This is a genomic window from Cryobacterium sp. Hb1 (genome assembly GCF_004403585.1).
In the GTDB taxonomy this organism is placed as follows: domain Bacteria; phylum Actinomycetota; class Actinomycetes; order Actinomycetales; family Microbacteriaceae; genus Cryobacterium; species Cryobacterium lyxosi.
On record NZ_SOHI01000007.1, the window covers coordinates 104057 to 129294 of the forward strand.

The following is a 25238-nucleotide window of genomic DNA, read 5'->3' on the forward strand; positions in this document are numbered from 1 at the left end:
CGAGTGAGTCGGCGGCCGACTAAAGGTTGCGGTCGGCGGGGAGGCCCTCAACGACGAGCTCGGCGAGGGTGCGTGCGGCCAGCCGAGTGATCGGCTTCAGGTCCTTGTACGACACGACGCTGCCGGCGGCGAGTTGCGGGTCGTAGGGAATCCGCACGATTTCGCGCACGCGGGAGCGAAAGTGCGCCTCGATTTCTTCAAGCCGAACCAGATTGGTGCCCTGGGTGGCCGTGTTGATCGCGACGATCGCGTTACGCACCAGCTCGCCGTATCCGTTTGCTTCGAGCCAGGTGAGCGTCTCGGAGGCCAAACGTGCCTCGTCGACGCTGCCGCCGGAGACGATCACGATGGAGTCGGCGCGCTGCAGCGTAGCCCGCATGACCGAATGCACGATGCCGGTGCCGCAGTCGGTGAGCGCGATCGAGTAGTACCGGGCGGCCAGATCGGCGACGACGTTGTAGTCGTTCTCATCGAATGCTTCCGAGAGCAACGGGTCGGTGTCGGAGGCGAGAATGTCGAGGCGGGTTTCGTCGCGCGACACCAGGGTGGAGAAGTCGGTGAAGTTGCCGATCGACGCCGCTTTGGTCACGACGTCCCGAACGGTCGAGCGGGTCTGCTTGCTGACGCGTTCGGACAGCGTGCCGCGGTCGGGGTTGGCGTCGATGGCAATAATGCGGTCGTCGCGGGCGTCGGCCAGGGCCATGCCGAGCAGGGTCGTGACGGTGGTCTTGCCCACGCCACCCTTGCGGGTGAGGATCGGCACGAACCGCGTACCGCCGTCAAACTGGCGACGAATGCGCTCATCCATTTCTTTATACGCCCGCACCTTGGCGGAGTCACCGAGGTTGACCAGGTGCAGCGTCAGCGCGTAGACAAATTCAGGCCAGACGCCCTGCGGCGCTTTGCGGGTCTTGCGGTTGACCGCGAGCAGGCGATCCGACGTGAGCATGGACGCGGACTCGGGGGCTGAGCTGTTTTCGGTGCGGATGCGGTCGCGCCGGACAGAGGAGGCAGCATCCGCTCGTGAAAGTGATTCGATGGCAAAACTGGCGCCGGCTGCTCGGGTCGGCGCTGGCGTTGAGATTTCGACGGTGTGCGTGGACGGGGCCGACACGATGCGCGTTGTCTCGATTCCGTTGCCCGCTACAAAAGACGGCCGATCGGCTGCAACCACCGAGCGGCGGGGCCCGAACGTCACCTCGATCGGAACGCTCAGGCTCTCGGGCAATGACGCGGCGAGGTTGTCGATCGTGTGCGGCGGTAGCTCACTGTGGTAGTCGTCACCCTGCGTGTCGAAATTATCGCGCTCGTCACGGGTTCGCTTTGCGGCAGATACCGGGCGGGCGGGCGCGCTCTGGTCGTCAGTACGTTTGTCTGGCACGGTACATCCTCAACTGGTCGATATCGGCGTTAATCTTAGCGTGGACGCACTGTCACGAGCAGATCGCCCGCATCGACCTGCTGGGTGAGCGGGATAGCGACGCGTTCGATGGTCCCGGCGATGGGCGAGGTGATCGCCGCTTCCATCTTCATGGCTTCGATCGAAGCGACGCTTTGGCCAGCTTCGACGTGCGTGCCCTCCTCGACCTGCAGGGTGACCACGCCGGAGAAGGGTGCGGCGATCTGGCCGGGCTGGTTGGCATCAGCTTTCTCGGCGGCCTTGGTCTGCACGGTGATGCTGGTGTCACGCACGAACACCGGGCGCAGCTGGCCGTTGAGAATGGTCATAACGGTGCGCATGCCCTTGTCGTCGGCTTCACCGATCGCTTCAAGGCCCACGTAGAGCCGCACACCCTTGGCGATTTCAACGGCGTGTTCCTGGCCCTGCTGAAGGCCGTAGAGGTAGTCGACGGTATCGACAACCGAGAGGTCGCCGTAGCTCTCCCTGACTTGTTTGAACTGGCGGGTCGGCGCGGGGAACAACAACTCGTTGAGCATCGCGCGACGTTCGAGGCTCGAGGCGCCGAGCGCGGCGCGCTCCCCCGCGGTGATCTCGGTGACGCCGACGCGCACCTCACGTCCCGCGAGTACCTTGGAACGAAACGGCTCGGGCCAGCCGCCGGGCAGGTTCCCGAGCTCGCCCGCCATGAAGCCGATGACCGAATCGGGGACATCGTAGTTGCCCGGGTTTTGTTCGAAATCGGCCGGATCGGCCTTCACCGCGGCCAGGTACAGGGCCAAGTCACCGACCACCTTCGACGAGGGAGTGACCTTGGGCACCCGGCCGAGGATGCCGTTCGCGGCGGTATACATGTCTTCGATGAGTTCGAAGTGGTCGGCGAGCCCGAGCGCGACGGCCTGGGTGCGCAGGTTCGACAGCTGGCCGCCTGGAATCTCATGCGAGTACACCCGGCCGGTCGGTGCCGACAGGCCCGATTCGAACGGAGCGTAGAGGGTGCGTACGGCTTCCCAGTAGGGCTCGAGGTCAGTTGTGGCCCGGAGCGAAATACCCGTGTCGCGTTCGGTGTGGGCGAGAGCGGCTACGAGGGAGGATGCAGACGGCTGGCTGGTCGTGCCGGCCATGGGAGCGGATGCCACATCGACAGCGTCGGCGCCGGCCCGGGCTGCGGCCAGCAGCGTCGCGAGCTGGCCACCCGGAGTGTCGTGGGTGTGCACGTGCACGGGCAGGTCGAAGCGTTCCCGGAACGCCGCCACGAGCTTCTCAGCGGCGCTCGGCCGGAGCAACCCGGCCATGTCCTTGATGCCGATCACGTGGGCGCCGCTTTCGACGATCTGATCGGCCAGGCGCAGGTAGTAGTCAAGGGTGTACAGCTTTTCGGCCGGGTCGAGCAAATCGCCGGTGTAACAGACGGCCACCTCGGCCAGCGCGGTGCCGGTAGCAAGCACGGCGTCGATAGCCGGCCGCATCTGCGACACGTCGTTCAGGGCATCGAAGATGCGAAAGATGTCCACACCCGTGGCGGTCGCCTCGCGCACAAACGCGTCGGTGACCTCGGTCGGGTACGGGGTGTAGCCCACAGTGTTGCGGCCGCGCAGCAGCATCTGCAGGTTGATGTTCGGCAGGGCCTCGCGCAGGCTCGCAAGGCGTTCCCAGGGGTCTTCACCAAGAAAACGCAGCGCCACGTCGTAGGTTGCCCCGCCCCACGCTTCGACCGAGAGCAGCTGCGGCGTCAGCCGGGCGACATAGGGCGCCACGGCCACGAGGTCTTTGGTGCGTACCCGTGTCGCCAGCAGCGACTGGTGGGCATCCCGGAAGGTGGTGTCGGTCACGGCCAGCGCGGTCTGGGCGCGCAAGGAGGCGGCGAACCGGGTCGGTCCGAGCAGTTGCAGCTTCTGTCGGGAACCGTCGGGGGCTGGCTGGGTAATGTCGAGCTGTGGCAGCTTGTCACGCGGGTGCGCCGTGGCCGGCGGCGCGCCGTGGGGCTGGTTGACGGTGACCTCGGCCAGCCAGTTGAGAATCTTGGTGCCACGGTCCTTGGACTCCCGACCGCGCAGCAGCTCCGGGCGCTCGTCGATGAACGAGGTACTGAGGTCGCCAGCTGCGAAGTCCGCATCGTCGAGCACGGCCTGCAGGAACGAAATATTGGTGGAGACGCCGCGGATTCGGAACTCGGCCAGCGCGCGCTTGGACCGCACGACGGCGGCCGCATAGTCGCGGCCTCGGCACGTGAGTTTGGCGAGCATCGAGTCGAAGTGCGGGCTGATCTGCGCGCCCGTGTTGATGGTTCCACCATCCAGGCGGATGCCGGCGCCGCCGGGTGAACGATACGTGGTGATTTTACCGGTGTCGGGGCGGAACCCGGCCGCGGGGTCTTCAGTTGTGATGCGGCACTGCAGGGCCGCGCCGCGCAGGCGGATCTCCCCCTGGGTCAGACCGATCTGTTCGAGGGTCTCCCCCGCCGCGATGCGCATCTGCGCCTGTACGAGGTCGACATCGGTGACCTCTTCAGTCACGGTGTGTTCCACTTGGATGCGCGGGTTCATTTCGATGAAGACGTGCTGCCCGGCGCGTTCCCCAACGGTGTCGAGCAGAAACTCGACGGTCCCGGCGTTGACGTAGCCGATCGACCGGGCGAACTTGATGGCGTCAGCGTAGAGCTGAACCCGAATTTCATCGCTCAGGTTCGGCGCCGGAGCGATTTCAATCACTTTCTGGTGCCGACGCTGCACCGAACAGTCGCGCTCGAACAGGTGCACGGTCTCGCCGGAAGCGTCCGCCAGAATCTGCACCTCGATGTGCCGGGGCCGCAGCACCGCAGCCTCCAGGAACATCGTCGGGTCGCCAAAGGCACTGGTGGCCTCACGCATGGCCTCTTCAAGCGCTCCCCGCAACTCGCTTTTCTTCGCAACCCGGCGCATGCCCCGCCCGCCACCGCCGGCGACGGCCTTGGCAAAAATGGGAAAGCCGATCTCATCGGCTTGGCTGATCAAGAGTTCGACATCGGTCGACGGCTGCGTCGACTTCAATACCGGTACACCGGCCGCGATGGCGTGTTCCTTTGCGGTGACCTTATTGCCGGCCATTTCGAGTACGTCAGCGCCCGGGCCGATGAACGTGATGCCGGCAGCGGCGGCTGCATCGGCGAGTTCCGGGTTCTCCGACAGAAAACCGTAGCCGGGGTAGATGGCGTCGGCGCCACATTCCTTGGCAACGCGGATGATTTCACTCACGTCGAGATAGGCCCGAACCGGATGCCCCACCTCACCAATCTGGTAGGCCTCATCCGCCTTCAGGCGGTGCAATGAATTGCGATCCTCGAACGGAAACACCGCCACGGTCTTTGCTCCGAGCTCGTAAGCCGCGCGCATGGCACGGATCGCGATCTCGCCGCGGTTGGCAACAAGGATTTTTTCAAACATGCAAGCCTTTCGAGGGCGTACTCAGCGCACAGCTAACGGTTAGGTTCTCTAACACTAGTGAAGGTAACGTTGCTACTCATGCACGTACTCAGCGTAAGTTCCCTCAAGGGTGGTGTCGGCAAGACCACTGTGACCCTTGGTCTGGCTTCTGCTGCCTTCGCCCGTGGCGTGCGAACACTCGTCGTGGACCTCGATCCGCAATCCGATGTGTCCACCGGCATGGATATCCAGGTCGCCGGTCACCTGAATGTTGCCGATGTCCTCGGTTCGCCCAAAGAAAAGACGGTTCGCGCGGCGATCGCCCCGAGCGGATGGACCCGCAACCGCCCAGGCACCATCGACGTCATGATCGGCAGCCCGTCGGCGATCAATTTTGACGGGCCACACCCGAGCATTCGCGATATTTGGAAACTCGAAGAAGCGCTCTCAACGATCGAGAAAGACTATGAGCTCGTGCTCATCGACTGTGCTCCCTCCCTGAACGCCCTCACGCGCACCGCCTGGGCCGCGAGCGACCGTGTCGCCGTCGTCACCGAGCCCGGCCTGTTCTCGGTCGCTGCTGCCGACCGTGCGCTGCGTGCGATCGAAGAAATTCGTCGTGGCCTGAGCCCCCGTCTTCAGCCGCTCGGTATCATCGTGAACCGGGCCCGTTCGGCTTCGCTCGAACACCAGTTCCGCATCAAAGAATTGCGCGACATGTTCGGGCCACTCGTGCTGAGCCCGCAGCTGCCGGAGCGCACGTCCCTACAGCAGGCGCAGGGCGCCGCAAAGCCCCTGCACATCTGGCCAGGGGACAGTGCACTCGAAATGGCCGGCTACTTCGACCAGCTGCTCGACCGGGTGCTGCGTACAGCGCGCATCGGTGAGTACGCCGAGGCTCCAGCGGTCTGACAGGTTTCTTCTTCGGCTCTGCGGGGCCGGTGAATCGGGTTTTGGCCTGTGCGGATTTTTGGGGCGATTCGACGTGGATATATTTTCTTCGCGTCCCATGACGATTGCACGCGGCCTGGCCCAATAGCGTTTCTCAACGGTGCAGAGGAACCGTTGCCTGAAGGAGCACACGCGGCGTGATCAACGCGGGGTGCCGAGCGCTGAGCTGGGGAGCGAATGACAGGTTGCAGTCGCGCTCCGTGCTGCGCTCAAGCGAGGGCGGTGGCGCTAGGAGATTTTGCGGGTGCTCCGTCGGGCGGCGAGCTCGTCGGCGGAGTCAACGGCCTGCACGTCGAGTTCGACCAGGCTTGTCTCTACCTCGCGGAGCACCTTGCCCACGGCAATGCCGAAGACACCTTGGCCGCGGCTGACGAGGTCGATGACCTCGTCATTGGAGGTGCACAGGTAGACACTCGCGCCGTCGCTCATCAGCGTGGTCTGCGCGAGGTCGCTGACGCCCGATTCGCGCAGCTGGTTGACCGCCGTGCGAATCTGCTGAAGCGAGATGCCCGTGTCGAGCAGCCGCTTGACGAGCTTGAGTACGAGAATGTCACGGAAGCCGTAGAGGCGCTGTGAGCCGGAACCAGCCGCTCCGCGCACTGTGGGCTCAACCAGGCCCGTGCGGGCCCAGTAGTCGAGCTGACGGTAGCTAATGCCGGCCGCGCGCGCAGCGACAGCACCGCGGTAGCCGCAGTTCTCATCAAGCTCGGGCATGCCATCGGTGAACAGCAGTCCTAACGAGTAACGCGAAGCGTCAGCGTCAGGCTTGAGCTCACTCATAGGGGTTGCCTTTCGGGGGTTACGTGGTGCCGTGACTATAGCTGCAGTGAAGCAAGCCGGGATCACTGTGGTGCTGAATTGACTGTGGTGCTGAATTGACTGTGGTGCTGAATTGACTGTGGTGCTGATTTGAACTCATGCGGTACAGCTGGTGATGCGAAATAAATCTGCTGTGCCTCGCTCTACCTACGGTACCGAGGCGAAGACCGTGCGCGCTGACATTCGCGTAATCGTTTTGGCGTGTCGATCGAGTGCAAGCAGACGCGCAGACGAGCGAGTGCACCATACCGGCGGCAGTCCAGCTGTGCGCCTGCGCCAGTCTACGACCTACTGGGTCAGTCGGCCCAGTGCTGACCGAATCAAGCTGCCGCGAATAATCTCGAGCTGCCCGGCGATCTCGACGGCCATTTCAGCCGCCTTCGCCCGGCTGGAGGCGTCTTTGCGGCGGGAGAGCGGTACAAGCGCGCTTTCGATGAGGCCGAGTTCGCGTTCAGCAGCCCCGCGAAAGCCCCGAAGATGCCGTGGCTCGATGCCACTGCGTTGCAGTTCGACGAGGGCGCGCAGCACGTGCAGCACGCCGTCGCCGTAATGTTCGGCGGGCAGAATGATTGATGCGGATACGGCGTCATGGAGCAAAGTGGCGGAGGCTCCGGCCTCGCGCAGCAAGTCGTCGCGGGTCAAACGTCGCAGCGTGCCCAGCATTGACGGCCCGGGAGTGGTTCCGCCCGGCAGCACTGGCGCCAGTCCGGCATCCAGATCAGCAAGATAGGAACGGATGACTTTCAACGGCAGGTAATGATCGCGCTGCATCGACAGGATCAGTCTCAGGCGATCGACGTCGCTCGCGCAAAATTTACGATAACCGGATTCCGTGCGAGCCGGCGCGACGAGGCCCTGTTCCTCGAGGAAGCGCAGTTTCGACGGGGTGAGATCGGTGAATTCCGGAGTGAGTCGGGCGAGCACCTGGCCGATACTCAGCAGCGTCGCTGATCCCGCAGCTTGCCCGTGAGCTGCCGACGAAGACACAGACACGGACCGAGCCTGGGCAGAGTTTGCCGCCACTACTCGCTCGTCGCGCGAACGAGGTCGAGGCGCGAAGCGTAGAAGGTGAGGCGAAACTTACCAACCTGCACCTCGGCACCGTCGGTCAGAGCAGCCGTTTCGATCCGTTCCCCGTCGAAGTAGGTGCCGTTGAGCGAGCCGAGGTCTTTCACCGTGAACGATGTGCCGTTGCGCAAAAACTCGGCGTGTCGACGCGACACCGTGACGTCGTCGAGAAAAATATCAGCATTGGGGTGGCGCCCAACGCTCGTGAGGTCGGCGTCGAGCAGAAAGCGGGCGCCGGCATTGGGCCCGCGGCGCACGACCATGAGCGCCGACCCCGAAGGCAAAGCCGCGATGGACTCCTGCTCTTCCACGGTCACGTTGGAATCGATGAACGCGATCTGGGTGGCGAACTCTTGGTTGAAGTTCATGGTTGTGTCGGTGCTGAGCATGTCGTGAACCGTCGTCGATTCGCCGGTCGTCTCGTCCCGGGTCGCGCCAGAAGTGGAGGATGCTGGGGTGGACTGCGCCTTGCTGGGCATTGCTTCGCCTGTCGTCGGGTTTTCGGGCTGATCTGCGGGCACGGGCTCGTTCTGTTCCTTGGAATTATTTTTTCCGGATAGCTCGACCATCATGCACCTCCTATCAATCCAGCGTATCGGAAGATACACCCGCGGCGACCCTCGGCAATCGAATCACCCGCATCGTTTCACCGGCGTAGACGATGCCAGCCCACCAGTACAGAAAAGCGCCCCACAGGCCAAACGCCCACCCCACCGGCTGCGACCACCACTCCAGTTGAGGAAAGGCCTGCCCGAGCATGATCATCGGCAGTGCGTAGAACAAGCAGAAGGTAGCAACCTTGCCGAGGTGGTGAACTGGAAGCGGGCCAAACCCAAAATTAGCGAGGATGATCCCCAAAGCCAGCAGAAAGATGTCGCGACCAACTACGACCAGCACAATCCACCACGGAACCAGATCACGCCAGGCAAGCCCGATCAAAGCGGCAAAGATATAGAGGCGATCGGCGGCCGGATCCAACAGCTGCCCGAGACGAGTGATCTGGTTCCAGCGCCGCGCGAGAAAACCGTCAAGCCAGTCGGTGACACTGGAGATGCTGAGCACGACCAAGGCCCAGGCATCTTCTCCCTGGGCGAGGAGCACGAGAAAAACCGGCACCAGCACCAGCCGCAGAAAGCTCAGCACGTTGGGTAAGGTCAGCACCCGGTCGCTCACCATCTCGTTCGCTGCCCCGTCACGGTTCGAGTCTATCGAATGGGCTAGATTCAGCCGAGCCGCCCCCGCAGTGCGGGCCAGCTGTCGGCAAAACCAGGATGGAGGGTGAGGAGGTCAACGGTATCGGCCGATACCCAGCGCAGGGCGATGCTCTCCTGATCGCTGATGACAGGTACAAATTCCTCAGTCGCCTCCACAACAACGGTGGTGTACGACCAGAAGCCCAGGTCAAGCAGAGACGTGAATTTAACCTCCATCAAATGGGCTGGCACGCCGGCTTCCTCCCTGGCTTCGCGCAGGGCGGCGTTGACCGCGGTCTCGTTTTCGTGGCGGGCACCACCGGGCAGCCCCCAGGTGTCGCCGAAATGGCTCCACAGCGCGCGATGCTGCAGCAACACACCCAAGCGGGGGTGGTGCACGAGTAGTCCCGCGGCACCGAACCGGCCCCAGAATTTGCGGCCGTCGGGAGCGTGCACCCACGCATCACCGCTGTCCCGGTTGGGGCTGGGTGGGGGGATCGCAGCCCCGTGCATGCTGCTTGCATCGACACCCGAACTGTCAGTCATGCTCCAAGCATGCCCCACACACGCCCGAGATGCATGCGAAACATCGTCCGGTGTCCTAGATCGACATGATCGCGTGCACCGGCGCAGTGCCGAGCCGTTCACGGCCGTGCAGGTCGGTGAGCTCGAGCACGACGCCGACTCCGGTGAGGGTATAGCCGGCCCGCTCGATGAGGCGGCTCGTGGCTGCAATGGTGCCGCCGGTGGCGAGCACATCGTCCAGGATGAGTACGCGGGTACCGGCCGAAAGCTGCCCGACTTCGAGTTCGAGCCGAGCCGAGCCGTACTCCAGGTCGTATTCTTCGATCAAGACAGTGCCGGGCAATTTGCCGCCTTTGCGCACGGCCAGCACTGCCGCATTGGCCGCATAGCCGACGGCGGCCGCCAGGAGAAAGCCGCGTGCTTCGATGCCGGCCACAGCGTCGAACTGCCCGCGGTGCTGATCGGCGAGGTCATCGATAATCGCGCGGAAAGCGACGGCATCGGCAAAAACCGGGTTGAGGTCTCGGAACAGTATGTTCGGCTGTGGAAAGTCAGGATAGGAGGCCAGCAGAGCCTCGACGTGGGCGGCGGCCAATGACGGCGAAGCGTCGGGTGCAGAGAGATGAGTCACTGATTCATCTTAAGCGGCACTGGTGCCCGTGGCAGAACGACCGTCAGGACTCGGCAGACTGCTCGACGGTGGTCGCTTCAGAATGTGGCATGACGGCGATGGCGCTCATTGCTTCGAGAAAATGCACTACGGCTGCCTGCTGGTCGGCCGTGAGATCGAGCGCGACCTTCATCAGCTGCTTGTGGGTGCCCGACAGCGCGCGTCGGATCTGGATGTGCGATGCCTGCGTGGCGTACAGCCGTTGGGCACGACCGTCGTCTGGATTCACCTCGCGGCGAATGTGGCCGGAGGCCGTGAGCCTGGAGAGGAGTTTCGCCGTGGCGGCAGAGGAGATATTCAAGAATTCGCTCAAATGCTTCGGGCTGGCAACCTGGTTCTGGCGTTCGCAGGCGATGAGATGACGAATGGCCATCAGGTCGGTTTCGTTGATGCGCATGTCATTCTGAGCGCGACGACGCATCGCTGCGTCAGCAACTCGAAACCGGCGCACGGCACGTAAAACATCCATTGCCGAAGAAACTCCAGCATTCTTGGGGTCGTACCAGTACATCTCTGGTTCTAGAGGGATACTCTCTTTGTGGAACATGTACTCATGGTAACGTGGGAACTCGCTAGCCTGGTTAGTTATTCCAATCATGGCCAGTTGAACCGAGAAGGGGAACCAACGTGGAGGCCGCAAACGCTCTTGATGAACACGTAATCCTCCTCGATGAGGAGGGGCGTCACATCGGCACCGCGCCGAAGTACAGCGTGCACGGATTTGACACCGCGCTTCACCTGGCGTTCTCCTGCTACGTCCTCAACCCGCTCGGCGAGGTGCTGGTCACCCGCCGCGCGCTGACGAAGAAGGCGTGGCCGGGCGTGTGGACCAACTCGGTCTGTGGGCACCCGCTGCCCGCTGAGCCACCGACGCACGCTGTCACCCGCCGGGCCGACTATGAACTCGGGCTCGAGCTCGACAATATCGACCTCGCCCTCCCCCTGTTCCGGTACCGTGCCACCGACAGTAGCGGCATAGTCGAAAACGAAATCTGCCCGGTCTACCTCGCCACAACCCTGCAGGAGCCAACGCCGAACCCTGACGAGGTCGCCGAGTACGCCTGGACCCGACCAGCGGACCTGTACCGTGCGGTTACGGATGCCCCCTGGGCGTTCAGTCCGTGGATGGTGCTCCAAATGCAGCAGCTGGACAATTTTCGTGCTTGACACCGTTGCGGCGGGCGTCGAGACCGAACTAGCCCGTTTTTTCGCAGCGGCACGACTGCGTGCGAGTGACTACGGCGAACACTATGTTGCCCTGTGGGATTCTCTGGAGCAGGCCAGTAGCGGTGGCAAACGAGTACGGCCCGCCCTGGTGCTCGCGGCCTATGCCGGTTTCGGTGGGCGCGATCAGACCCTCGTGTCACCGGTCGCGGTGAGCTTTGAACTGCTGCACACGGCGTTCCTGATTCATGACGACGTGATCGACCACGACCTGGCCCGGCGCGGAGTCGCCAACATCGCCGGACGCTTCACTGACCGCGCCCTGGCGCACGGAGCCTCCGCTGATCAGGCCGGTGTCTGGGCGGCCGCTGCGGCCATTCTCGCTGGCGACCTCGCGCTGAGTGAAGCACATCGCGCGCTGGCCAAACTGCCGCTCGACGTGCCCACCAGGCTGCGACTGGTTGACCTGCTCGACCGAGCGGTCTTCGTCTCGGCCGCCGGGGAGTTGGCCGACGTCACCAACAGCTCGGCGGGGCATCCGCTCACCATGGCCGAGGTCATCGCCACGCTGGAGAACAAGACCGCGGTGTACTCCTTCGAAGCACCATTACAGGCGGGGGCCGTGCTGGCCGGCGCGTCGGCCGAGGCGATTCGCCTGCTCGGGCACTACGGACGCCTCGTCGGGGTGGCGTTTCAGCTCACCGACGATCTGCTCGGGGTGTTCGGCGACCCCGTCAAGACCGGTAAGAGTGTCACCGCCGACCTGCGCGAAGGCAAACAGACCGCACTGATCGCCCACGCCGGGGGTACCGAAAGCTGGTCGCTGATCGCGCCCTATCTCGGCAAAGTCGATCTCAGCGAGGAGGAGGCCGAACGGGCGCGGGAGCACCTGCGTGCGTGCGGTGCGAAAGCTGCAGCTGAGGGGCTTGCCTATGACCATTCCCGCCTGGCGGTCGAAACGCTCAGCCCAGCAGTCATTCCGGCAAACCTGCGCGCGACCCTGATCGAGCTGGCCGAGGCCGCCGTGAATCGGGCCCGCTAGTGAGCCAGCGCATGAGTCACCAGCCAGCCGTGCCCACGCGAACGCGCTCAGACACGAATCTGAACAAGTACGCGCAAACGGCGCAGGCCAGCTCGACGACGGTGATCGGACATTACTCCACGTCGTTCGGACTCGCCGCTCGGCTGCTGACGGCCCAGGTGCGCACGCCGGTACGCACAATTTACGCCCTGGTCCGCATTGCCGACGAGATCGTCGACGGAGCTGCCGCCGAGGCCGGCGTCTCGGTTGCTGAACAGCGGCAGCTGCTCGACGAGCTCGAGCTAGAGACCGAGCGCGCGATCGTGCGCGGCTACAGCACCAATCTCGTGGTGCACGCTTTCGCGGCGACGGCCCGGCAGTGCGGCATCGACTCCACCCTGATCGCGCCCTTCTTCGCATCGATGCGCCGCGATCTTGATCCGACCCCGTTTAGCGCGGAAGGAGTCGCCGAGTACATTTACGGCTCCGCGGAAGTGATCGGACTCATGTGCCTGCGCTGTTTCGTGTACTGGTCCCCCCGTACGGCCACCGAACTTGCCGTGCTTGAAGATGGCGCACGCCACCTCGGCGCTGCCTTTCAGAAGATCAACTTTCTGCGCGACCTGTCGTGTGATCGAGAGACGCTCGGCCGCAACTACTTTCCGGGGATTGATCCGTTGAACCTCAACGACGAGCAGAAGACCGTGATCCTCGACGACATCGACGCCGATTTGGCCATTGCCAGCGCCGTTCTGCCGTTGCTGCCGCCCGGTTGCCGGCGGGCCGTGGCCGCGGCGCAGGGGTTGTTCACTCGGTTGTCCAGACGGTTGCGGTCGACCCCGGCCGATCAGTTATTGCGCTCCCGCGTGCGGGTGCCAGATGGAGAGAAACTCATGATCGCACTGACTTCGAGCATCGGCCCCGGCGCGTGGAAGCGATGACACGCACCATTGTGATCGGCGGCGGTATCGCCGGTCTGGCCAGCGCCGCCCTGCTGGCCCGCGAAGGCCACGACGTCACGCTGCTGGAATCCCGGGCAGAACTCGGTGGGCGGGCTGGACTGTGGGAGGCCGAGGGATTCCGCTTCGACACCGGCCCGTCGTGGTACCTGATGCCCGAGGTTTTCGAGCACTTCTACCGCCTGTTCGGCACGAGCGCGGCGGAGCAGCTCGATCTCGTGAAACTGGATCCCGGCTACCGGGTGCTCTTTGAGGGCGATGCCCAACCGGTTGATATTCGCAGCGACCGCGCCGCGAACATCCGCTTGTTCGAGTCGGTGCAACCGGGGGCCGGCCAGGCGCTCGATCGCTATCTCGACTCGGCCACCGAAACGTACGACATGGCCGTGAAACGATTTCTGTATTCGAGCTTCGAGTCGTTCCAACCGTTTCTGGTACCCGACGTGCTGCGGCGCCTGGTGCGATTGGGTCGACTGCTGCTGCAGCCACTCGACAAGTTCATCGCCGGGTATGTGCGGGATCCGCGACTGCGTCAGATTCTCGGGTACCCGGCCGTTTTCCTGGGGTCAGCACCGAACCTGACACCGTCGATGTACCACTTGATGAGCCATCTGGACCTCGCCGACGGGGTGCTCTACCCGCAGGGCGGCTTCAGCACGCTGATCGAGAGCATCGCCGCAATCGCCCGCGCCGAAGGCGTTCGAATTATCACCGAAGCGCGAGTGAGCGCCATTCGGGTCAGTGCCGACAAGACAGTGCACGGGGTCAGCTACATCGATGGCTCCGGACAACCGCACGACCTCGACGCCGACATCGTGGTGTCGTCCGCTGACCTGCACCATACCGAGACCGAACTGGTTCCCGCCGAGCTACAGACCTATCCGGAGCGTTGGTGGGACAAACGTATGTCGGGTCCCGGTGCCGTGCTGGTCATGCTCGGCGTGAGCGGCGCACTCCCCCAGCTGCAGCACCACTCCCTGTTTTTCACGACCGACTGGGGAACGAACTTCGGGCAGATCTTCGGCGAGAAGACCTCCGTACCGTGCCCGGCGTCGCTGTACGTGTGCATGCCGAGCGCGACCGACCCTTCGGTCGCACCTGCCGGCGACAGCAACCTGTTCATGCTGGTGCCCGTACCGGCCGATGTGACGCTCGGTGCTGGAGGCATCAACGGCGCCGGTTCAGCCACGATCGAGCTCATAGCGGATGCCGCCATCGCGCAGGTCGCCCAGTGGGCCGGCATACCCGACCTCGCCGAACGCGTCACGGTGCGACGCACGGTCGGCCCGGCCGACTTCGCCGACGACCTGAACAGCTGGAAGGGCGGCGCCCTGGGTCCAGCGCACACCCTGCGTCAAAGTGCTTTCCTGCGCGGAACGAACATGTCCAAGAAGATTGCCGGTCTGTACTACGCCGGCGGCACCACCATCCCCGGTATCGGCCTGCCGATGTGCCTGATCAGCGCGGAAATCTTACTGAAGCGAATTCGACATGACACGACGACGGAACCGCTCGCCGAACCGCTGCCGGCGCGCCGCTTTGGCCCCGATGCGGCCCCAGCGGAGTCCGCACACAGGCGGTCGTGAGCGTTCTGTACCTGCTGGTACTGCTCGTTTCGCTCGGAGGCATGACAGTCCTGGATTGGCGCTTCCGCCTCTTCTTCTGGTGCTCGCCCCTCCGGGCCGCCCTCGTGCTCGGCATCGGAGTGCTGTTCTTTCTGCTCTGGGACCTCGCTGGTATTGGCCTCGGCATCTTCTACCGGGGTGAGACCACGCTGATGACCGGCGTGCAGCTGGCGCCGGAACTGCCGCTCGAAGAATTCTTCTTTCTGACCTTTCTCTGCTACCTCACCATGAATCTCGTGCAGGCTGCCCGACTCGTACTGGCGCGGCGGGCAGCGTAATGACGTATCTGTTGTTGAATGCGGTCTTTCTCGTCGTTGCGACGCTGGTGGCCGTCGTGGCAGTGAAGCGCCGGCTCATCTCGGTCCGTTTCGTCTCAGCCGTGGCCGGCGCGCTCACGCTCACCCTGCTGCTGACGGCCGTGTTCGATAACCTGATGATTGGGGCTGGGCTGTTCAGCTACGACCCGGAGCGTATATCGGGCGTGTTGATCGGTCTCGCCCCGATCGAGGATTTTGCCTACCCACTGGCCGCGGCGATTCTGCTTCCGGCCCTGTGGGTGATTTCGGGCGGTACCAGGTTAGGACGAACGGATGACTGAGCAGGTCGGCATGGCACGAGGGAAGACCCGGCAGGTCGTGCTGTCGTCGCGGCCGCTCAGCTGGGTCAACACGGCGTTCCCGTTCGCCGCCGCGTACGTGGTGACCACCGGGCGCATCGACGCGATGCTGATCGTGGGCACGCTGTTCTTTCTTATTCCCTACAACCTGCTCATGTACGGCATCAACGATGTCTTCGACTACGAGTCGGATTTGCGCAATCCGCGAAAGGGCGGGGCCGAAGGCGCATTGCTGCACCCTGCGCTGCACCGAACGGTCATTGCTGCGGGGGTCGTTTCGTCGGTGATTGTGGGCGGGGCGATGGTCGTGTTGGCTGGGGCGGCGCATCCGCTCTCCTGGGTTGTGATCACCGTGAGCCTGTTCGCCGTCGTGGCCTACTCGGTGCGCGGGCTGCGGTTCAAGGAACGGCCCGTTCTGGACTCGATCACCTCCAGCACCCACTTTGTCAGCCCCGCCGTGTACGGGCTCGCGGTGGCCGGCGCCACCGTCAACTTCGGCCTGATCGCCCTGCTCGCGGCGTTCTTTCTATGGGGAATGGCCAGCCACGCCTTCGGCGCGGTGCAGGACATCGAGCCCGACCGCCAGGCCGGGATTGCGTCGATCGCCACCGCGCTCGGCGCCTCGCCGACCGTGCGGCTCGCGATCACGTTCTGGACCCTGGCCGGCCTGTTCATGCTCGTTACACCCTGGCCGGGGCCGCTCGCGGCGGTGCTATCCGCTCCCTACATTCTGGCAGTACTCCCGTTCTGGTCGGTCAGTGACGAAAAGTCCGAGCGTGCGAACCGGGGCTGGAAACGTTTTCTCTGGCTCAATTTCTTCACCGGTTTTCTCTCAACGCTGCTGCTGATCATCTGGACGCGGCAGGGCACCTGAGCGTTTGATTCGACCTCTTTCTATTACAGTGATCAGATGGAGTTAACGTCTGCCCGCGTCGACAGTTGGAGTTGGGGAGTGCGCCTGTACAAAACCCGCTCGATGGCCACGACCGCCTGCCGCGCCGGACATGTGCGGGTGAACGGCGACAAGGCCAAGGCCGCCCAGGCCCTGCATATCGGCGATGAGGTGCGTGTGCGCTTCGATGGCTTCGACCGGGTATTGATCGTGTCACGCCTCGTGGTGAAACGGGTAGGAGCCGTTGTGGCCGCCGAATGCTACGTGGATAAGACTCCCCCGCGACCGCCACGCGAAGAGGTAGCTCTGGTCCCTATGCGCGACCGCGGCGCCGGGCGGCCGACCAAACGTGAACGCCGGGAGATTGATGAGCTGCGCGGGCACGTCAACGAGTGACGGATGCTGTAACAGCGGTCGCTGAGACGGTTTCAGGCCTCAGCAGGCGGGTTCGGCAGCGGAGGTGTCGCGGGCTCCGGCTGGGGCTGGCTTGACGGGGCTGACTGCAACGCGGAGAGAACTTCGAGCGACCTCTTGATTCGATCTTCCGCTGCAGTATCGATCTGCGTCGCCGCGAGGTTGGCCGCACTGACCGCGCGCACGACCTCGTCGCGCTGAATCTTCACTCCCCGTGGTGCGTCGATTCCGATGCGCACGCTGTCGCCGCGGGCGTCGAGCACGGTGATGACGATATCGTCACCGATGAGGATTTTTTCCCCCGGTTTGCGTGTCAGAACGAGCATCTTTCCAGCCTACCGTTCGCGCTCGCCCGGTCGGGATAGCGGCGTCGCCACGCGACGTCCCGTCGGCGCTGCGGCCACTCGTCCGTCCATCCACTCCACCGGCAGGCCCAGGTCGTCGACAGTGGCCGGTGAGGTCGTGAATTGCCGGCCGAGCGCAGCGACCGCGTGCACCTGAATGCTGCTGGTCACCATGTTGACCCAGCGGATGGTGTCCTCTGTCTTTCGACTCGCGTCAACGACCACCCAGACCTGGTCCGCACCGATCTCGGTCAGCGCTGCCGCTCGCGCAAGCGCGTCAGAGGCGGGTTCGAGCCCGTACGCGATGAACGTGCTATGGCCGATTTCTACGCCCTGCGCTCTGGCCAACATGGCGCCGCGCCGGTCGTCGACCCGCTCAGTGCCGTCCTGCCGCAGCGTCCCTGAGGTGCGAAGGTCGCCCGCACCGGCCACGCGCAGCATCAGGAGTGCAATCGTAAGGGGGTCGTCCTCGAGCCCGACAATCAAGACCAGATCCCCCGGCCTCGTCAGCGGCGCCGGTGCCGGCGGGCGAGCGAGTGTCGGCGCTGGTAGGAAAACCGGGGTAACAACGGGTGCCGAAGCGAGTGCCGGATTCGGAGCTGCTGGTGCTCCCGTGACCGGCTCAGGTTTCGAACCCGCAACAGCACCGCGGCCGGTGGCGAAGGTGAGTTCGTCCATGAGCCTCGCGAACCCCTCAGACGCCGTCGATAGCTGCGGTGACGCCTGCGTGGGGTGCAGCCTTGATTCAGCCTCGTCGGCGTCGTCGAGCAGCGCCGCTATGCCCAGCCGGGCTGAAATATCGAGGCCGGTGTGCGCCGATCGCTTGCGCTCTGCGGGTTCCATCACCTCGACCGTGATTTCATAGTGCTGCCGCGCGAAGAATCCGTGGATGCCGCCGACGGTGACCCGTTCCGCGGCGATGATGGTGACATTGGCACCGTGCTCGGCGATGGCACGCTCCTTCAGCTCCCGCAGCGTCGGACCCTCAAGCAGAAATCGTTTCGGCTCCACGCACCACACCCACAGTCTCAATGGTCACGTTCGCCGATGTTACTTCCTGGTACGACAATACCGGCAGGCCACCGGTCTGCGTCGAAATGAGGCGACGGATAGCCGGTCGAAGCGCCGGTGCACACACCAGCACCGCGGTCTGACCGCTCGCCTCGACCTTGGCCACCGAGGTGCGTACCGAGGCGAGTACGTTCTCCAGCCGCGTCGGATCCATCAGAATCTGCGTTCCCTGATCAGAGGGGCGCAGCCCCTCGAGCATGGATTGCTCGAGCGTGGGGTCGATCATGATCACACGCAGCAGCGTGCCATCGAGGTATTGAGCTGTCAGTGCCGGACCGAGGGCCTGGCGAGCGGCCTCGACCAGGCCCTCGGCATCGTTGGAAGCCTTAGCACGCAAGGAAAGTGCCTCGTAGATGCGCGGCAGGTCGTTGATCGGGATCTGCTCGACCAGCAGCCCCTGCAGCACCCGCTGAACCTCGGCGAGGGAGAGCAATCCGGGAATGAGATCGTCGACGGCAGAAGGATTGACCTGTTTGACGCCATCCGTCAATACCCGCACATCTTCCCGGGTGAGCAGCCGGGCGGCATTGGTGGTGATGATCGAGGAGAGGTGGGTGACCACGACCGAGACCCGATCGATCACGGTGGCTCCGGTCATTTCGGCGCTGTGCCGCATTTCGCTCGGCACCCACTTTCCGGCCAGTCCGAACACCGGTTCGATCGTGACCTGTCCTGGCAGGGTATCGAGCGCGTCGCCGAGGGCCAGCACCTTGCCGGCGGGGGCTAGGCCACGCCCGTATTCGACACCGGCAATGCGGATGACGTAGGTCGCTGGTGGCAGATCGACGCTGTCGCGGGTGCGCACCGGCGGCACGACCACGCCGAGATCCATTGCGATTTTGCGACGGAGACCGCGTACCCGGGCCAGCAGATCGTCAGAGGCACCGGAGACGAGGTCGACGAGGTCGGGCGAGAGCATGATCTCCAGCGCATGCACGCGCATCTGCTCGATCAGATCTTCGGTCGTGTCGGTCTTGGGAGCGCTCCTCTCCGCGGCAGTGGTGGCCGCGATACTCGCCTGTTTGGTGACCTCGCCGGCCTTGATGCGTTGCGCGATCAGCATCAGCGCCATCCCGACGATGAGGAAAGGCAGCACCGGCATTCCCGGAATGAGCCCCATCAGCACAGCGGCCGCGCCGGCGATGGTCAGCGCATTGCGCGACTGCATCAGTTGAGCGGATGCCGTCGAACCGATATCGGTTTCCGCGTTCGAGCGCGTCACGATCATGCCGGTGGAGACGGCCATGAGCAGTGCCGGAATCTGGGTGACGAGACCGTCGCCGATTGTCAGCAGCGCGTAGGTGTTGACCGCCTCTCCGATCTCCAGGCCCCGCTGCAGCATGCCGATGGCGATGCCGCCGACCAGGTTGATGATGATGATGATCAGGCCGGCGATCGCGTCACCCTTGACGAACTTGGACGCACCGTCCATGGCGCCATAGAAGTCTGCTTCGGCCGATACCTCGGCGCGACGGTCCTTGGCTTCGGCGTCGGTGATCAAGCCGGCGTTGAGGTCGGCGTCGATGGCCATCTGCTTGCCAGGCATGGCGTCGAGGGTGAATCGGGCCCCGACTTCGGCCACACGCTCGGCGCCCTTGGTGACGACGACGAACTGGATGACGACGAGGATCATGAAGATGACCGCGCCGATGATGATCGAGCCGCCAACGGCGACATGTCCGAAAGCTTCGATAACCTGGCCGGCATAACCTTCGCCGAGTACCAGTCGCGTGGAGGCCACATTGAGGCCGAGGCGAAACAAGGTCGCGACCAGAAGCAGCGATGGGAAAACAGAGAAGTCGAGCGGTTTCTTCACGAACATCGTGGTGAGCAGGGTGACCAGACCCAGCATGATGTTCAGAATGATCAAAACGTCGAGCAGGCCGGCTGGAATGGGCACGACCAACAGCAGGATGATGCCGACCACGCCGACTGGAACGGCGAGCTTGATGAGATTGCGATTCACGAACGGCCTCCGGCAGTCTGCAGTGTTGATGTGGGTGTTGATGATGGCGCGGTCGCCAGCGCGCTCATGGTGTGGGTTCCCGCCGTACTGCCCCGTTTCTGCAGGGCCATGACGAAGGCGAGCACCCTGGCAACGGCGTTATAGAGTTCCGTGGGAATCTCGTCGCCGATCTCGCACGCCGCGTGCAGCGCCCGGGCGAGCGGGACATCCTGCACAATGGGCACCTGGTCGGTCTCGGCCTGCACGCGGATACGGGCGGCCACGTGCCCGACTCCCTTGGCCACCACGCGCGGCGCGGATTTGCCCGGCTCGTATTTGAGCGCCACGGCCACGTGCGTGGGGTTGACCAGCACGACGTTGGCATCGGCGACCGAAGCGATCATGCGATTGCGACTCATCATCAGCTGGCGGGAGCGGCGCTGCGATTTAATCAGCGGGTCACCCTCTGCGGCCTTGTTCTCGTCTGTGACCTCCTTCTTCGTCATCATGGTTTTCTTGCGGTTACGTTTCATGATGACGAAGATGTCGGCGACGGCGAGCACCAGGCCGGCCGCAACGGCTGCCTGCAGCAGTGCGGCCGTGCCGCTGCTGGCGGCACTGAGCAACTCCGAGACCGGGAGCCCCCCCGCAGTGAGCAACACGGGCATCAGTCCCTGAATCACCCACCACAGTACGATCCCGACGGCGGCCGTCTTGGCGAGCACCTTGACGCCCTCCCACAGTGCCTGGGTGCCGAATACGCGTTTCATACCGGTGACGAGGTTGAACTGTTCGTACTTTCCGGTAAATTTTTTAAAGTGGATGCCGCCCTGCAACGCAGCACCGCCCAGCACGACTACGAGCACCACGACAAAAAACGGAGTCAGAATATCGGCGAGCGACGCCAACCCGTTGGCGAGGGCTTCGACCGCCACGCTCGGGTCGGGACTTTTGGCGAGGGTACCAATGAGATACATCTGGTCGGTACCCGCAACGCTGGCCGCTGCGATAGTGGGTGGCAGCATGAGGCCGGCGGCGCCAACGCCGAGCCAGGCGGTGACATCCTGCGATTTGGACAGCTCACCCTTTTCGCGCACCCTCTTCATGCGTTTCTGGGTGGCCGGCTCAGTCTTTTCACCGGAATCAGTTTCAGACACTCACCTCACCCCCATAAGAGCATCGAGGGCTTGCCCGGTGAGTGAGGACACGATGCGCGGCAGGGCCATGAAGACCGTTCCGGCGAGGATCAGGGTGATCAGAATCTTCAGTGGAAAACCGAGGGCGAACGCGTTGAGCGCGGGGGCGACCCGGGTGAGGAGGCCGAGGCCGGCATCCGCTAGAAACAGTACGACGAGCAGGGGGCCGGCGATCTGCACGGCAGCGAGGAACATCTGGGCCGTACCGGCGATAATGGCCTGCGCCGGCGCGGCGAGGTTCAGGCCAGAGCCGAGCGGGATGGCGGTGTAGCTGCGAAACAGGCCGCCGAGCACGAGCTGGTAGGCGCCGGAGGCGAACATCAGCGCAAGGGCGGTCATGTGAAACAGGCGGGTGAACTGGGCACCGTTGATCATGGACTGGGGGTCGAAGCCCTGCGCCATCTGGAATCCGCTGAACATGTCGATGAGACCACCGGCCGACTGCACGGCGGCAAAGACCAGATAAACCAAAAAGCCCAGGGTGGCACCGACCAGAATTTCCAGAATCAGGGCGCCGACGAAGCCGGCGGTGTCCTGGGAGACGTAGTCGGCGGTGACCCGCGGCGACACGGCCAGGGCCAGTCCGATGGCGAGCATGGCTTTGATGCGTGCGGGGAATGCGCGATAGGAGAACGGCGGCGCGATGACCAAAAAAGCGACTATACGCACACCCGCGAGCATGACCGCTTCGATCCAGGCGAAATTGAGGGTGAACTCCACGTCAGCCTCCGCCGAGCAGGGAGGGAATCTTTTCGAACATCTGGTTGGTGAATGTGATCGACTCGGCGATCATCCAGTGGCCGCAAATAAGCAGGACCAGTGCTACGGCCACGGCCTTCGGCACGAAAGACAGCGTGACTTCCTGAATCTGCGTGATCGACTGCAGCAGCGAGATGGCGAAACCGACTACGAGGGCGGTGATGAGTACGGGGGCCGAGAGTTTGGCCGCGAGGATGAGGGCCTGCAAGCCGATGTCGAGCACGGCGTTGGTGTTCATGCGGCCATCTGGTAACTGCCGATGAGGCTCGTGATGATGAGCCCCCAGCCGTCGACGAGCACGAACAGAAGGATCTTGAACGGCAGCGAGATCATGACCGGCGGCAGCATCATCATGCCCATCGACATCAGCGCCGCGGAGACGACGATGTCGATCACCAGGAATGGGATGAAGATGACAAACCCGATGATGAACGCGGCACGCAATTCCGAGATCATGAACGCGGGAATGAGTGTCAGCAGGGTGACGTCATCGGGACTGTCCGGGTTCGGTTGATCGGCAGCCCGGGTCATCAGCGCCAGGTCTTCGCCGCGCGTGTTAGCGAGCATGAATTGACGCAGGGGCTCCGAACCCAGATTCAGCGCGTCGGTGAAGTTCAGTGAACCGTCGAGGTACGGCTGCAATGCGATGTTGTTGATGTCGGTCAGCACGGGCGCCATGATGAACAGGGACAGGAAAAGGGCTAGTCCGGCGAGTACCTGGTTCGGCGGGATCGACGGAAGCGCGAGGGCGTTGCGGGTCATAGCGAGTACCACGAAGATCTTGGTAAAACTCGTCATCATCAACAGCAGTGCCGGTGCGACCGATAGCAGGGTAATGCCTAGCAGGGTGACGATCGCCGATGAGGGCGCGCCGTTAGGACCATTGATATCGACGGTGAGCCCGCCGCCACCGGGGTCAGTCGGGTCGGTCGGGTCGGTCGGAGGCGTCGGGTCGATCGGCATGGCATGGCCGGCCGTCGCTCCGAGCCAGAGCAGCGCCGTTGTGGTCATCACGATGAGGATGATGAACAGGCCCATGCGCGCGAAAAAGGCCCGGGAGCCGATTCGAGATGGGGCGGTATTCACCGTCCCTGCCGAAGTAGTGCGGCGGTTTGGCGCCACGTCGACGGCGACAGGATCGATCCGGCCAGCGGAGCGGAGGAGGCGGGCGGCGATACGCGAGCGGCATCATCCGCTTCAGCTGCGGCCAGGGAACGGGCGAACGCCGTCGCTGGCGCTGATTGCGACCCGCCCAGCACCGAAATGGCGGCGTCGAGAGTCGATACTGTTGCGGGCACAAGGTGCTTCTCGTGCAGAACGGTCACGGCCTGCTCGGTGACGCCGAGAACGAGGCGCGTTCCGTCGACCTCGACGACGACAACGGAGGCCTTCTGCCCAATGGGCTGACGTCCAACGACGGTCACCGGGTTGGCGACACCCAACGCGCGCGCTCCGCGCGACAGGCGTCGCTGCAGGTACCAGAGCAGTGCGAGAACCACGCCCAGTGACAGGGCGACACGCACCGCAACAATAAGGGTGTCCACTTACGACAGGCCATCCGCTACATCGAGAATCTGGGTGATGCGCACGGCGTAGTCCTGGTCGACGACGACGATTTCGCCGTGGGCAATCAGGCGACCATTGAGCAGAATATCGGCCGGCGCTCCCGCGGAGCGATCCAGCTCGATAACGGCGCCCGGTGTGAGCGATAAGACGTCACGCACGGACATGCGGGTACGCCCGATTTCAACCGTCAACGACATTTCAACGTTGCTGATACGCCCGAGGTTGCCCAGGGGTGTGCGCTCTGGCGCCGATCCTGGCCCGCCAACAACTCCGTTCTGGCGAACGCGAATGGCAAACCAACCGGTCACTACCCCGCCCGCGCTCAGTTCGAAAACCTCGGTCTCTGTGGCGGCGAACAGTGCTGAGGCGTCTTCGACCCGGGAATCGCCGAGCACGCCGATTCCGAGCACCGCCGACGCGCTCTCCAGGGCCGGACGGAGAACGTCCTGGCTGGAAACGAGCTGTGAGTTCGCCCCGGCAGCGGCGTCGAGTGACGCGGGGTCGGTGAGCACAACGGCCAGGTCAGCGGATGTCGTACCCACGAACGAGGCCACCACGGCCGAACCGACGCGCGATGTCAATTCGGCGCTGACGACGTGTGGCAATGCCTGCAGCGGTACCGTCGTGGGCAACACGCGAATGAGAGCGTCGACGGCGACTTCGGGAATAGATCGGGTAGAAATCATTGGGCTGTTTCCTCGGTATCAGTGACGATGCAGGCCAGCCGTGAACCGTTGGCTCCGACTGCCGCGCGGGCCAGCGACTGGCCGTCAACGGTCAGATTGAGCGGACGATGCTGGGGATGCGGAATGTGTAGAACATCGCCGACCGCCAGCGACAGAATGCGACTGGGCAGTACGTGGGCGGTCTCGAGTCGAAGCGATACATCAACCGGTACGGCCGCGATCTGTGCCTGCAGGAATTCGGCGGCGTTCGACGTGGTGCTCGTGGGGTTCGCTTCGCCGAGTTGCGGCATCAGGGCCATGGCGGGGATCGCTACCGTTGCCGTGGCCGTGACCTTTTCCACTCGAATTGCGAACGTCGCGACCACCATGAGGTCGCCGGTTGCCGCCGCTTGCGCGAACTGGGAGTTGTATTGAATGGCCTCGACCCCCATTTCGTCGACGATCAACGACCCAAAGGAATAACGCAGGTCTTCGAGGCTTTCCGAAATGAGCTTGCGAATCAGGGCCAGCTCGATCTGGGTGAAGTTGCGTTCAGCGAGCACTGGGATGCTGCTGTTGCCGCCGAGCATATGGTTCACCCAGGTGAGGGCCGACGTGGTCGGAAACTGAATGACCGCGCGGGCTTCCAGGCCCGCAACCGTGCACAGCACCATGGCGGTTTTCGGCGGTAGTGAACCCGCGTACTCGTCGTAGGTGGCCATGAGCACTTGCTCGCAGGTCACCATGCAGAGCACACGCACGCGGGCGGTCAGCTGGGTGCCCCACTGCCGCGCAAAAGTCTCAAAGGCCAGTTCTAAAACACGGGAGTGTTCACGTGCCAGGGTGGTGGGCCGCCGAAAGTCGTACAGCTCAACGCTTCTTGCCGCTTTAGCGAGCGCACTGCTGCTGACCTGATCCTGGACTGTCACGTTGGGACTATCGACCGGCCTGGCCGAAAGGTAAGAAATCTCAGCT

At 63.8% G+C, this 25238-nt stretch carries 28 protein-coding genes; 9 read left to right on the plus strand and 19 right to left on the minus strand.

Annotation, left to right across the window (positions count from 1 at the left end; translation table 11 throughout):
- Positions 1 to 19 precede the first annotated feature (19 nt).
- Complete coding sequence (locus E3T38_RS01560; RefSeq protein ID WP_241984242.1) at positions 20 to 1381, minus strand: MinD/ParA family protein; 1362 nt, start codon at positions 1379 to 1381, stop codon at positions 20 to 22.
- A 35-nt stretch (positions 1382 to 1416) separates the two neighbouring features.
- Positions 1417 to 4821: a pyruvate carboxylase gene (locus tag E3T38_RS01565; protein ID WP_134545689.1), complete on the minus strand. Its 3405-nt coding sequence runs from the start codon at positions 4819 to 4821 to the stop codon at positions 1417 to 1419.
- A gap of 78 nt (positions 4822 to 4899) precedes the next feature.
- Between E3T38_RS01565 and E3T38_RS01570 the strand changes: the two genes are divergently transcribed.
- Positions 4900 to 5712 (plus strand): ParA family protein, encoded by an 813-nt coding sequence (locus tag E3T38_RS01570; RefSeq protein WP_104196181.1) that lies wholly within the window; start codon positions 4900 to 4902, stop codon positions 5710 to 5712.
- A gap of 267 nt (positions 5713 to 5979) precedes the next feature.
- Here the strand turns inward: E3T38_RS01570 and E3T38_RS01575 are convergent, their stop codons facing one another.
- The 7 genes from E3T38_RS01575 to E3T38_RS01605 all read right to left on the minus strand — a co-directional run bounded on the left by E3T38_RS01575 (position 5980) and on the right by E3T38_RS01605 (position 10573).
- On the minus strand, positions 5980 to 6531 hold the full coding sequence (locus tag E3T38_RS01575; protein ID WP_134545690.1) for a MerR family transcriptional regulator: 552 nt from the start codon (positions 6529 to 6531) through the stop codon (positions 5980 to 5982).
- Between the two features lie 327 nt (positions 6532 to 6858).
- A complete protein-coding gene (locus tag E3T38_RS01580; RefSeq protein ID WP_104196275.1) occupies positions 6859 to 7557 on the minus strand; it encodes a MerR family transcriptional regulator in 699 nt (232 codons plus the stop codon).
- A 35-nt stretch (positions 7558 to 7592) separates the two neighbouring features.
- Positions 7593 to 8027, minus strand: coding sequence for an FHA domain-containing protein (locus E3T38_RS01585; RefSeq protein ID WP_134545751.1), 435 nt, complete (start codon positions 8025 to 8027; stop codon positions 7593 to 7595).
- A gap of 193 nt (positions 8028 to 8220) precedes the next feature.
- Positions 8221 to 8799, minus strand: a complete 579-nt coding sequence (locus tag E3T38_RS01590; protein WP_241984243.1) for a CDP-alcohol phosphatidyltransferase family protein — start codon at positions 8797 to 8799, stop codon at positions 8221 to 8223.
- A gap of 62 nt (positions 8800 to 8861) precedes the next feature.
- Entirely contained in the window at positions 8862 to 9377 is a 516-nt protein-coding gene (locus E3T38_RS01595; protein ID WP_241984244.1) for an NUDIX domain-containing protein, read from the minus strand.
- A 55-nt stretch (positions 9378 to 9432) separates the two neighbouring features.
- Positions 9433 to 9987 (minus strand): adenine phosphoribosyltransferase, encoded by a 555-nt coding sequence (locus tag E3T38_RS01600; protein ID WP_134545692.1) that lies wholly within the window; start codon positions 9985 to 9987, stop codon positions 9433 to 9435.
- 43 nt (positions 9988 to 10030) lie between these two features.
- A complete protein-coding gene (locus tag E3T38_RS01605; protein ID WP_166805376.1) occupies positions 10031 to 10573 on the minus strand; it encodes a MarR family winged helix-turn-helix transcriptional regulator in 543 nt (180 codons plus the stop codon).
- An 80-nt stretch (positions 10574 to 10653) separates the two neighbouring features.
- Here E3T38_RS01605 and idi point away from each other — a divergent pair, with 80 nt between their 5' ends.
- The 8 genes from idi to E3T38_RS01645 are packed head-to-tail and all read left to right on the plus strand — an operon-like array spanning position 10654 to position 16699.
- Positions 10654 to 11193, plus strand: coding sequence for an isopentenyl-diphosphate Delta-isomerase (idi, locus tag E3T38_RS01610; protein WP_134545694.1), 540 nt, complete (start codon positions 10654 to 10656; stop codon positions 11191 to 11193).
- Positions 11186 to 12232, plus strand: coding sequence for a polyprenyl synthetase family protein (locus E3T38_RS01615; protein ID WP_166805377.1), 1047 nt, complete (start codon positions 11186 to 11188; stop codon positions 12230 to 12232). Before idi ends, E3T38_RS01615 begins: the two co-directional genes overlap by 8 nt.
- Before the next feature lie 11 nt (positions 12233 to 12243).
- Positions 12244 to 13152, plus strand: coding sequence for a squalene/phytoene synthase family protein (locus tag E3T38_RS01620; protein WP_134545696.1), 909 nt, complete (start codon positions 12244 to 12246; stop codon positions 13150 to 13152).
- A complete protein-coding gene (gene crtI / locus E3T38_RS01625) occupies positions 13149 to 14756 on the plus strand; it encodes a phytoene desaturase family protein (protein WP_134545697.1) in 1608 nt (535 codons plus the stop codon). Before E3T38_RS01620 ends, crtI begins: the two co-directional genes overlap by 4 nt.
- On the plus strand, positions 14753 to 15073 hold the full coding sequence (locus E3T38_RS01630) for a lycopene cyclase domain-containing protein (RefSeq protein ID WP_134545698.1): 321 nt from the start codon (positions 14753 to 14755) through the stop codon (positions 15071 to 15073). The genes crtI and E3T38_RS01630 overlap by 4 nt, the downstream gene beginning before the upstream one ends.
- On the plus strand, positions 15073 to 15393 hold the full coding sequence (locus tag E3T38_RS01635; protein WP_134545699.1) for a lycopene cyclase domain-containing protein: 321 nt from the start codon (positions 15073 to 15075) through the stop codon (positions 15391 to 15393). The genes E3T38_RS01630 and E3T38_RS01635 overlap by 1 nt, the downstream gene beginning before the upstream one ends.
- Positions 15386 to 16285 (plus strand): prenyltransferase, encoded by a 900-nt coding sequence (locus tag E3T38_RS01640; protein WP_241984245.1) that lies wholly within the window; start codon positions 15386 to 15388, stop codon positions 16283 to 16285. Before E3T38_RS01635 ends, E3T38_RS01640 begins: the two co-directional genes overlap by 8 nt.
- Positions 16286 to 16321: 36 nt before the next feature.
- On the plus strand, positions 16322 to 16699 hold the full coding sequence (locus E3T38_RS01645) for an RNA-binding S4 domain-containing protein (protein ID WP_104196171.1): 378 nt from the start codon (positions 16322 to 16324) through the stop codon (positions 16697 to 16699).
- 32 nt (positions 16700 to 16731) lie between these two features.
- Here the strand turns inward: E3T38_RS01645 and csrA are convergent, their stop codons facing one another.
- The 10 genes from csrA to E3T38_RS01695 all read right to left on the minus strand — a co-directional run bounded on the left by csrA (position 16732) and on the right by E3T38_RS01695 (position 25192).
- Positions 16732 to 17043 carry a carbon storage regulator CsrA gene (csrA, locus tag E3T38_RS01650; protein ID WP_134545700.1) on the minus strand — a complete coding sequence of 104 codons (312 nt, stop codon included), beginning with the start codon at positions 17041 to 17043 and terminating at the stop codon, positions 16732 to 16734.
- 9 nt (positions 17044 to 17052) lie between these two features.
- On the minus strand, positions 17053 to 18072 hold the full coding sequence (locus E3T38_RS01655) for a hypothetical protein (protein ID WP_134545701.1): 1020 nt from the start codon (positions 18070 to 18072) through the stop codon (positions 17053 to 17055).
- Positions 18047 to 20098: a flagellar biosynthesis protein FlhA gene (locus E3T38_RS01660; protein ID WP_134545702.1), complete on the minus strand. Its 2052-nt coding sequence runs from the start codon at positions 20096 to 20098 to the stop codon at positions 18047 to 18049. The genes E3T38_RS01655 and E3T38_RS01660 overlap by 26 nt, the downstream gene beginning before the upstream one ends.
- Positions 20095 to 21234 (minus strand): flagellar biosynthesis protein FlhB, encoded by a 1140-nt coding sequence (locus tag E3T38_RS01665; RefSeq protein ID WP_134545703.1) that lies wholly within the window; start codon positions 21232 to 21234, stop codon positions 20095 to 20097. Before E3T38_RS01665 ends, E3T38_RS01660 begins: the two co-directional genes overlap by 4 nt.
- On the minus strand, positions 21235 to 21993 hold the full coding sequence (locus E3T38_RS01670; RefSeq protein ID WP_134545704.1) for a flagellar biosynthetic protein FliR: 759 nt from the start codon (positions 21991 to 21993) through the stop codon (positions 21235 to 21237).
- Between the two features lies 1 nt (position 21994).
- Positions 21995 to 22270: a flagellar biosynthesis protein FliQ gene (gene fliQ / locus E3T38_RS01675; RefSeq protein WP_104128455.1), complete on the minus strand. Its 276-nt coding sequence runs from the start codon at positions 22268 to 22270 to the stop codon at positions 21995 to 21997.
- Positions 22267 to 23043, minus strand: a complete 777-nt coding sequence (gene fliP / locus E3T38_RS01680; protein ID WP_370448971.1) for a flagellar type III secretion system pore protein FliP — start codon at positions 23041 to 23043, stop codon at positions 22267 to 22269. The genes fliQ and fliP overlap by 4 nt, the downstream gene beginning before the upstream one ends.
- Positions 23044 to 23114: 71 nt before the next feature.
- Positions 23115 to 23576, minus strand: coding sequence for a flagellar biosynthetic protein FliO (fliO, locus tag E3T38_RS01685; RefSeq protein WP_134545705.1), 462 nt, complete (start codon positions 23574 to 23576; stop codon positions 23115 to 23117).
- The gene (gene fliN, locus E3T38_RS01690) at positions 23577 to 24284 is read right to left on the minus strand and encodes a flagellar motor switch protein FliN (protein ID WP_134545706.1); all 708 of its coding nucleotides are present in this window, start codon (positions 24282 to 24284) and stop codon (positions 23577 to 23579) included. It lies immediately after the preceding gene.
- Complete coding sequence (locus E3T38_RS01695) at positions 24281 to 25192, minus strand: flagellar motor switch protein FliM (RefSeq protein ID WP_174775201.1); 912 nt, start codon at positions 25190 to 25192, stop codon at positions 24281 to 24283. The genes fliN and E3T38_RS01695 overlap by 4 nt, the downstream gene beginning before the upstream one ends.
- Positions 25193 to 25238: the final 46 nt, after the last annotated feature.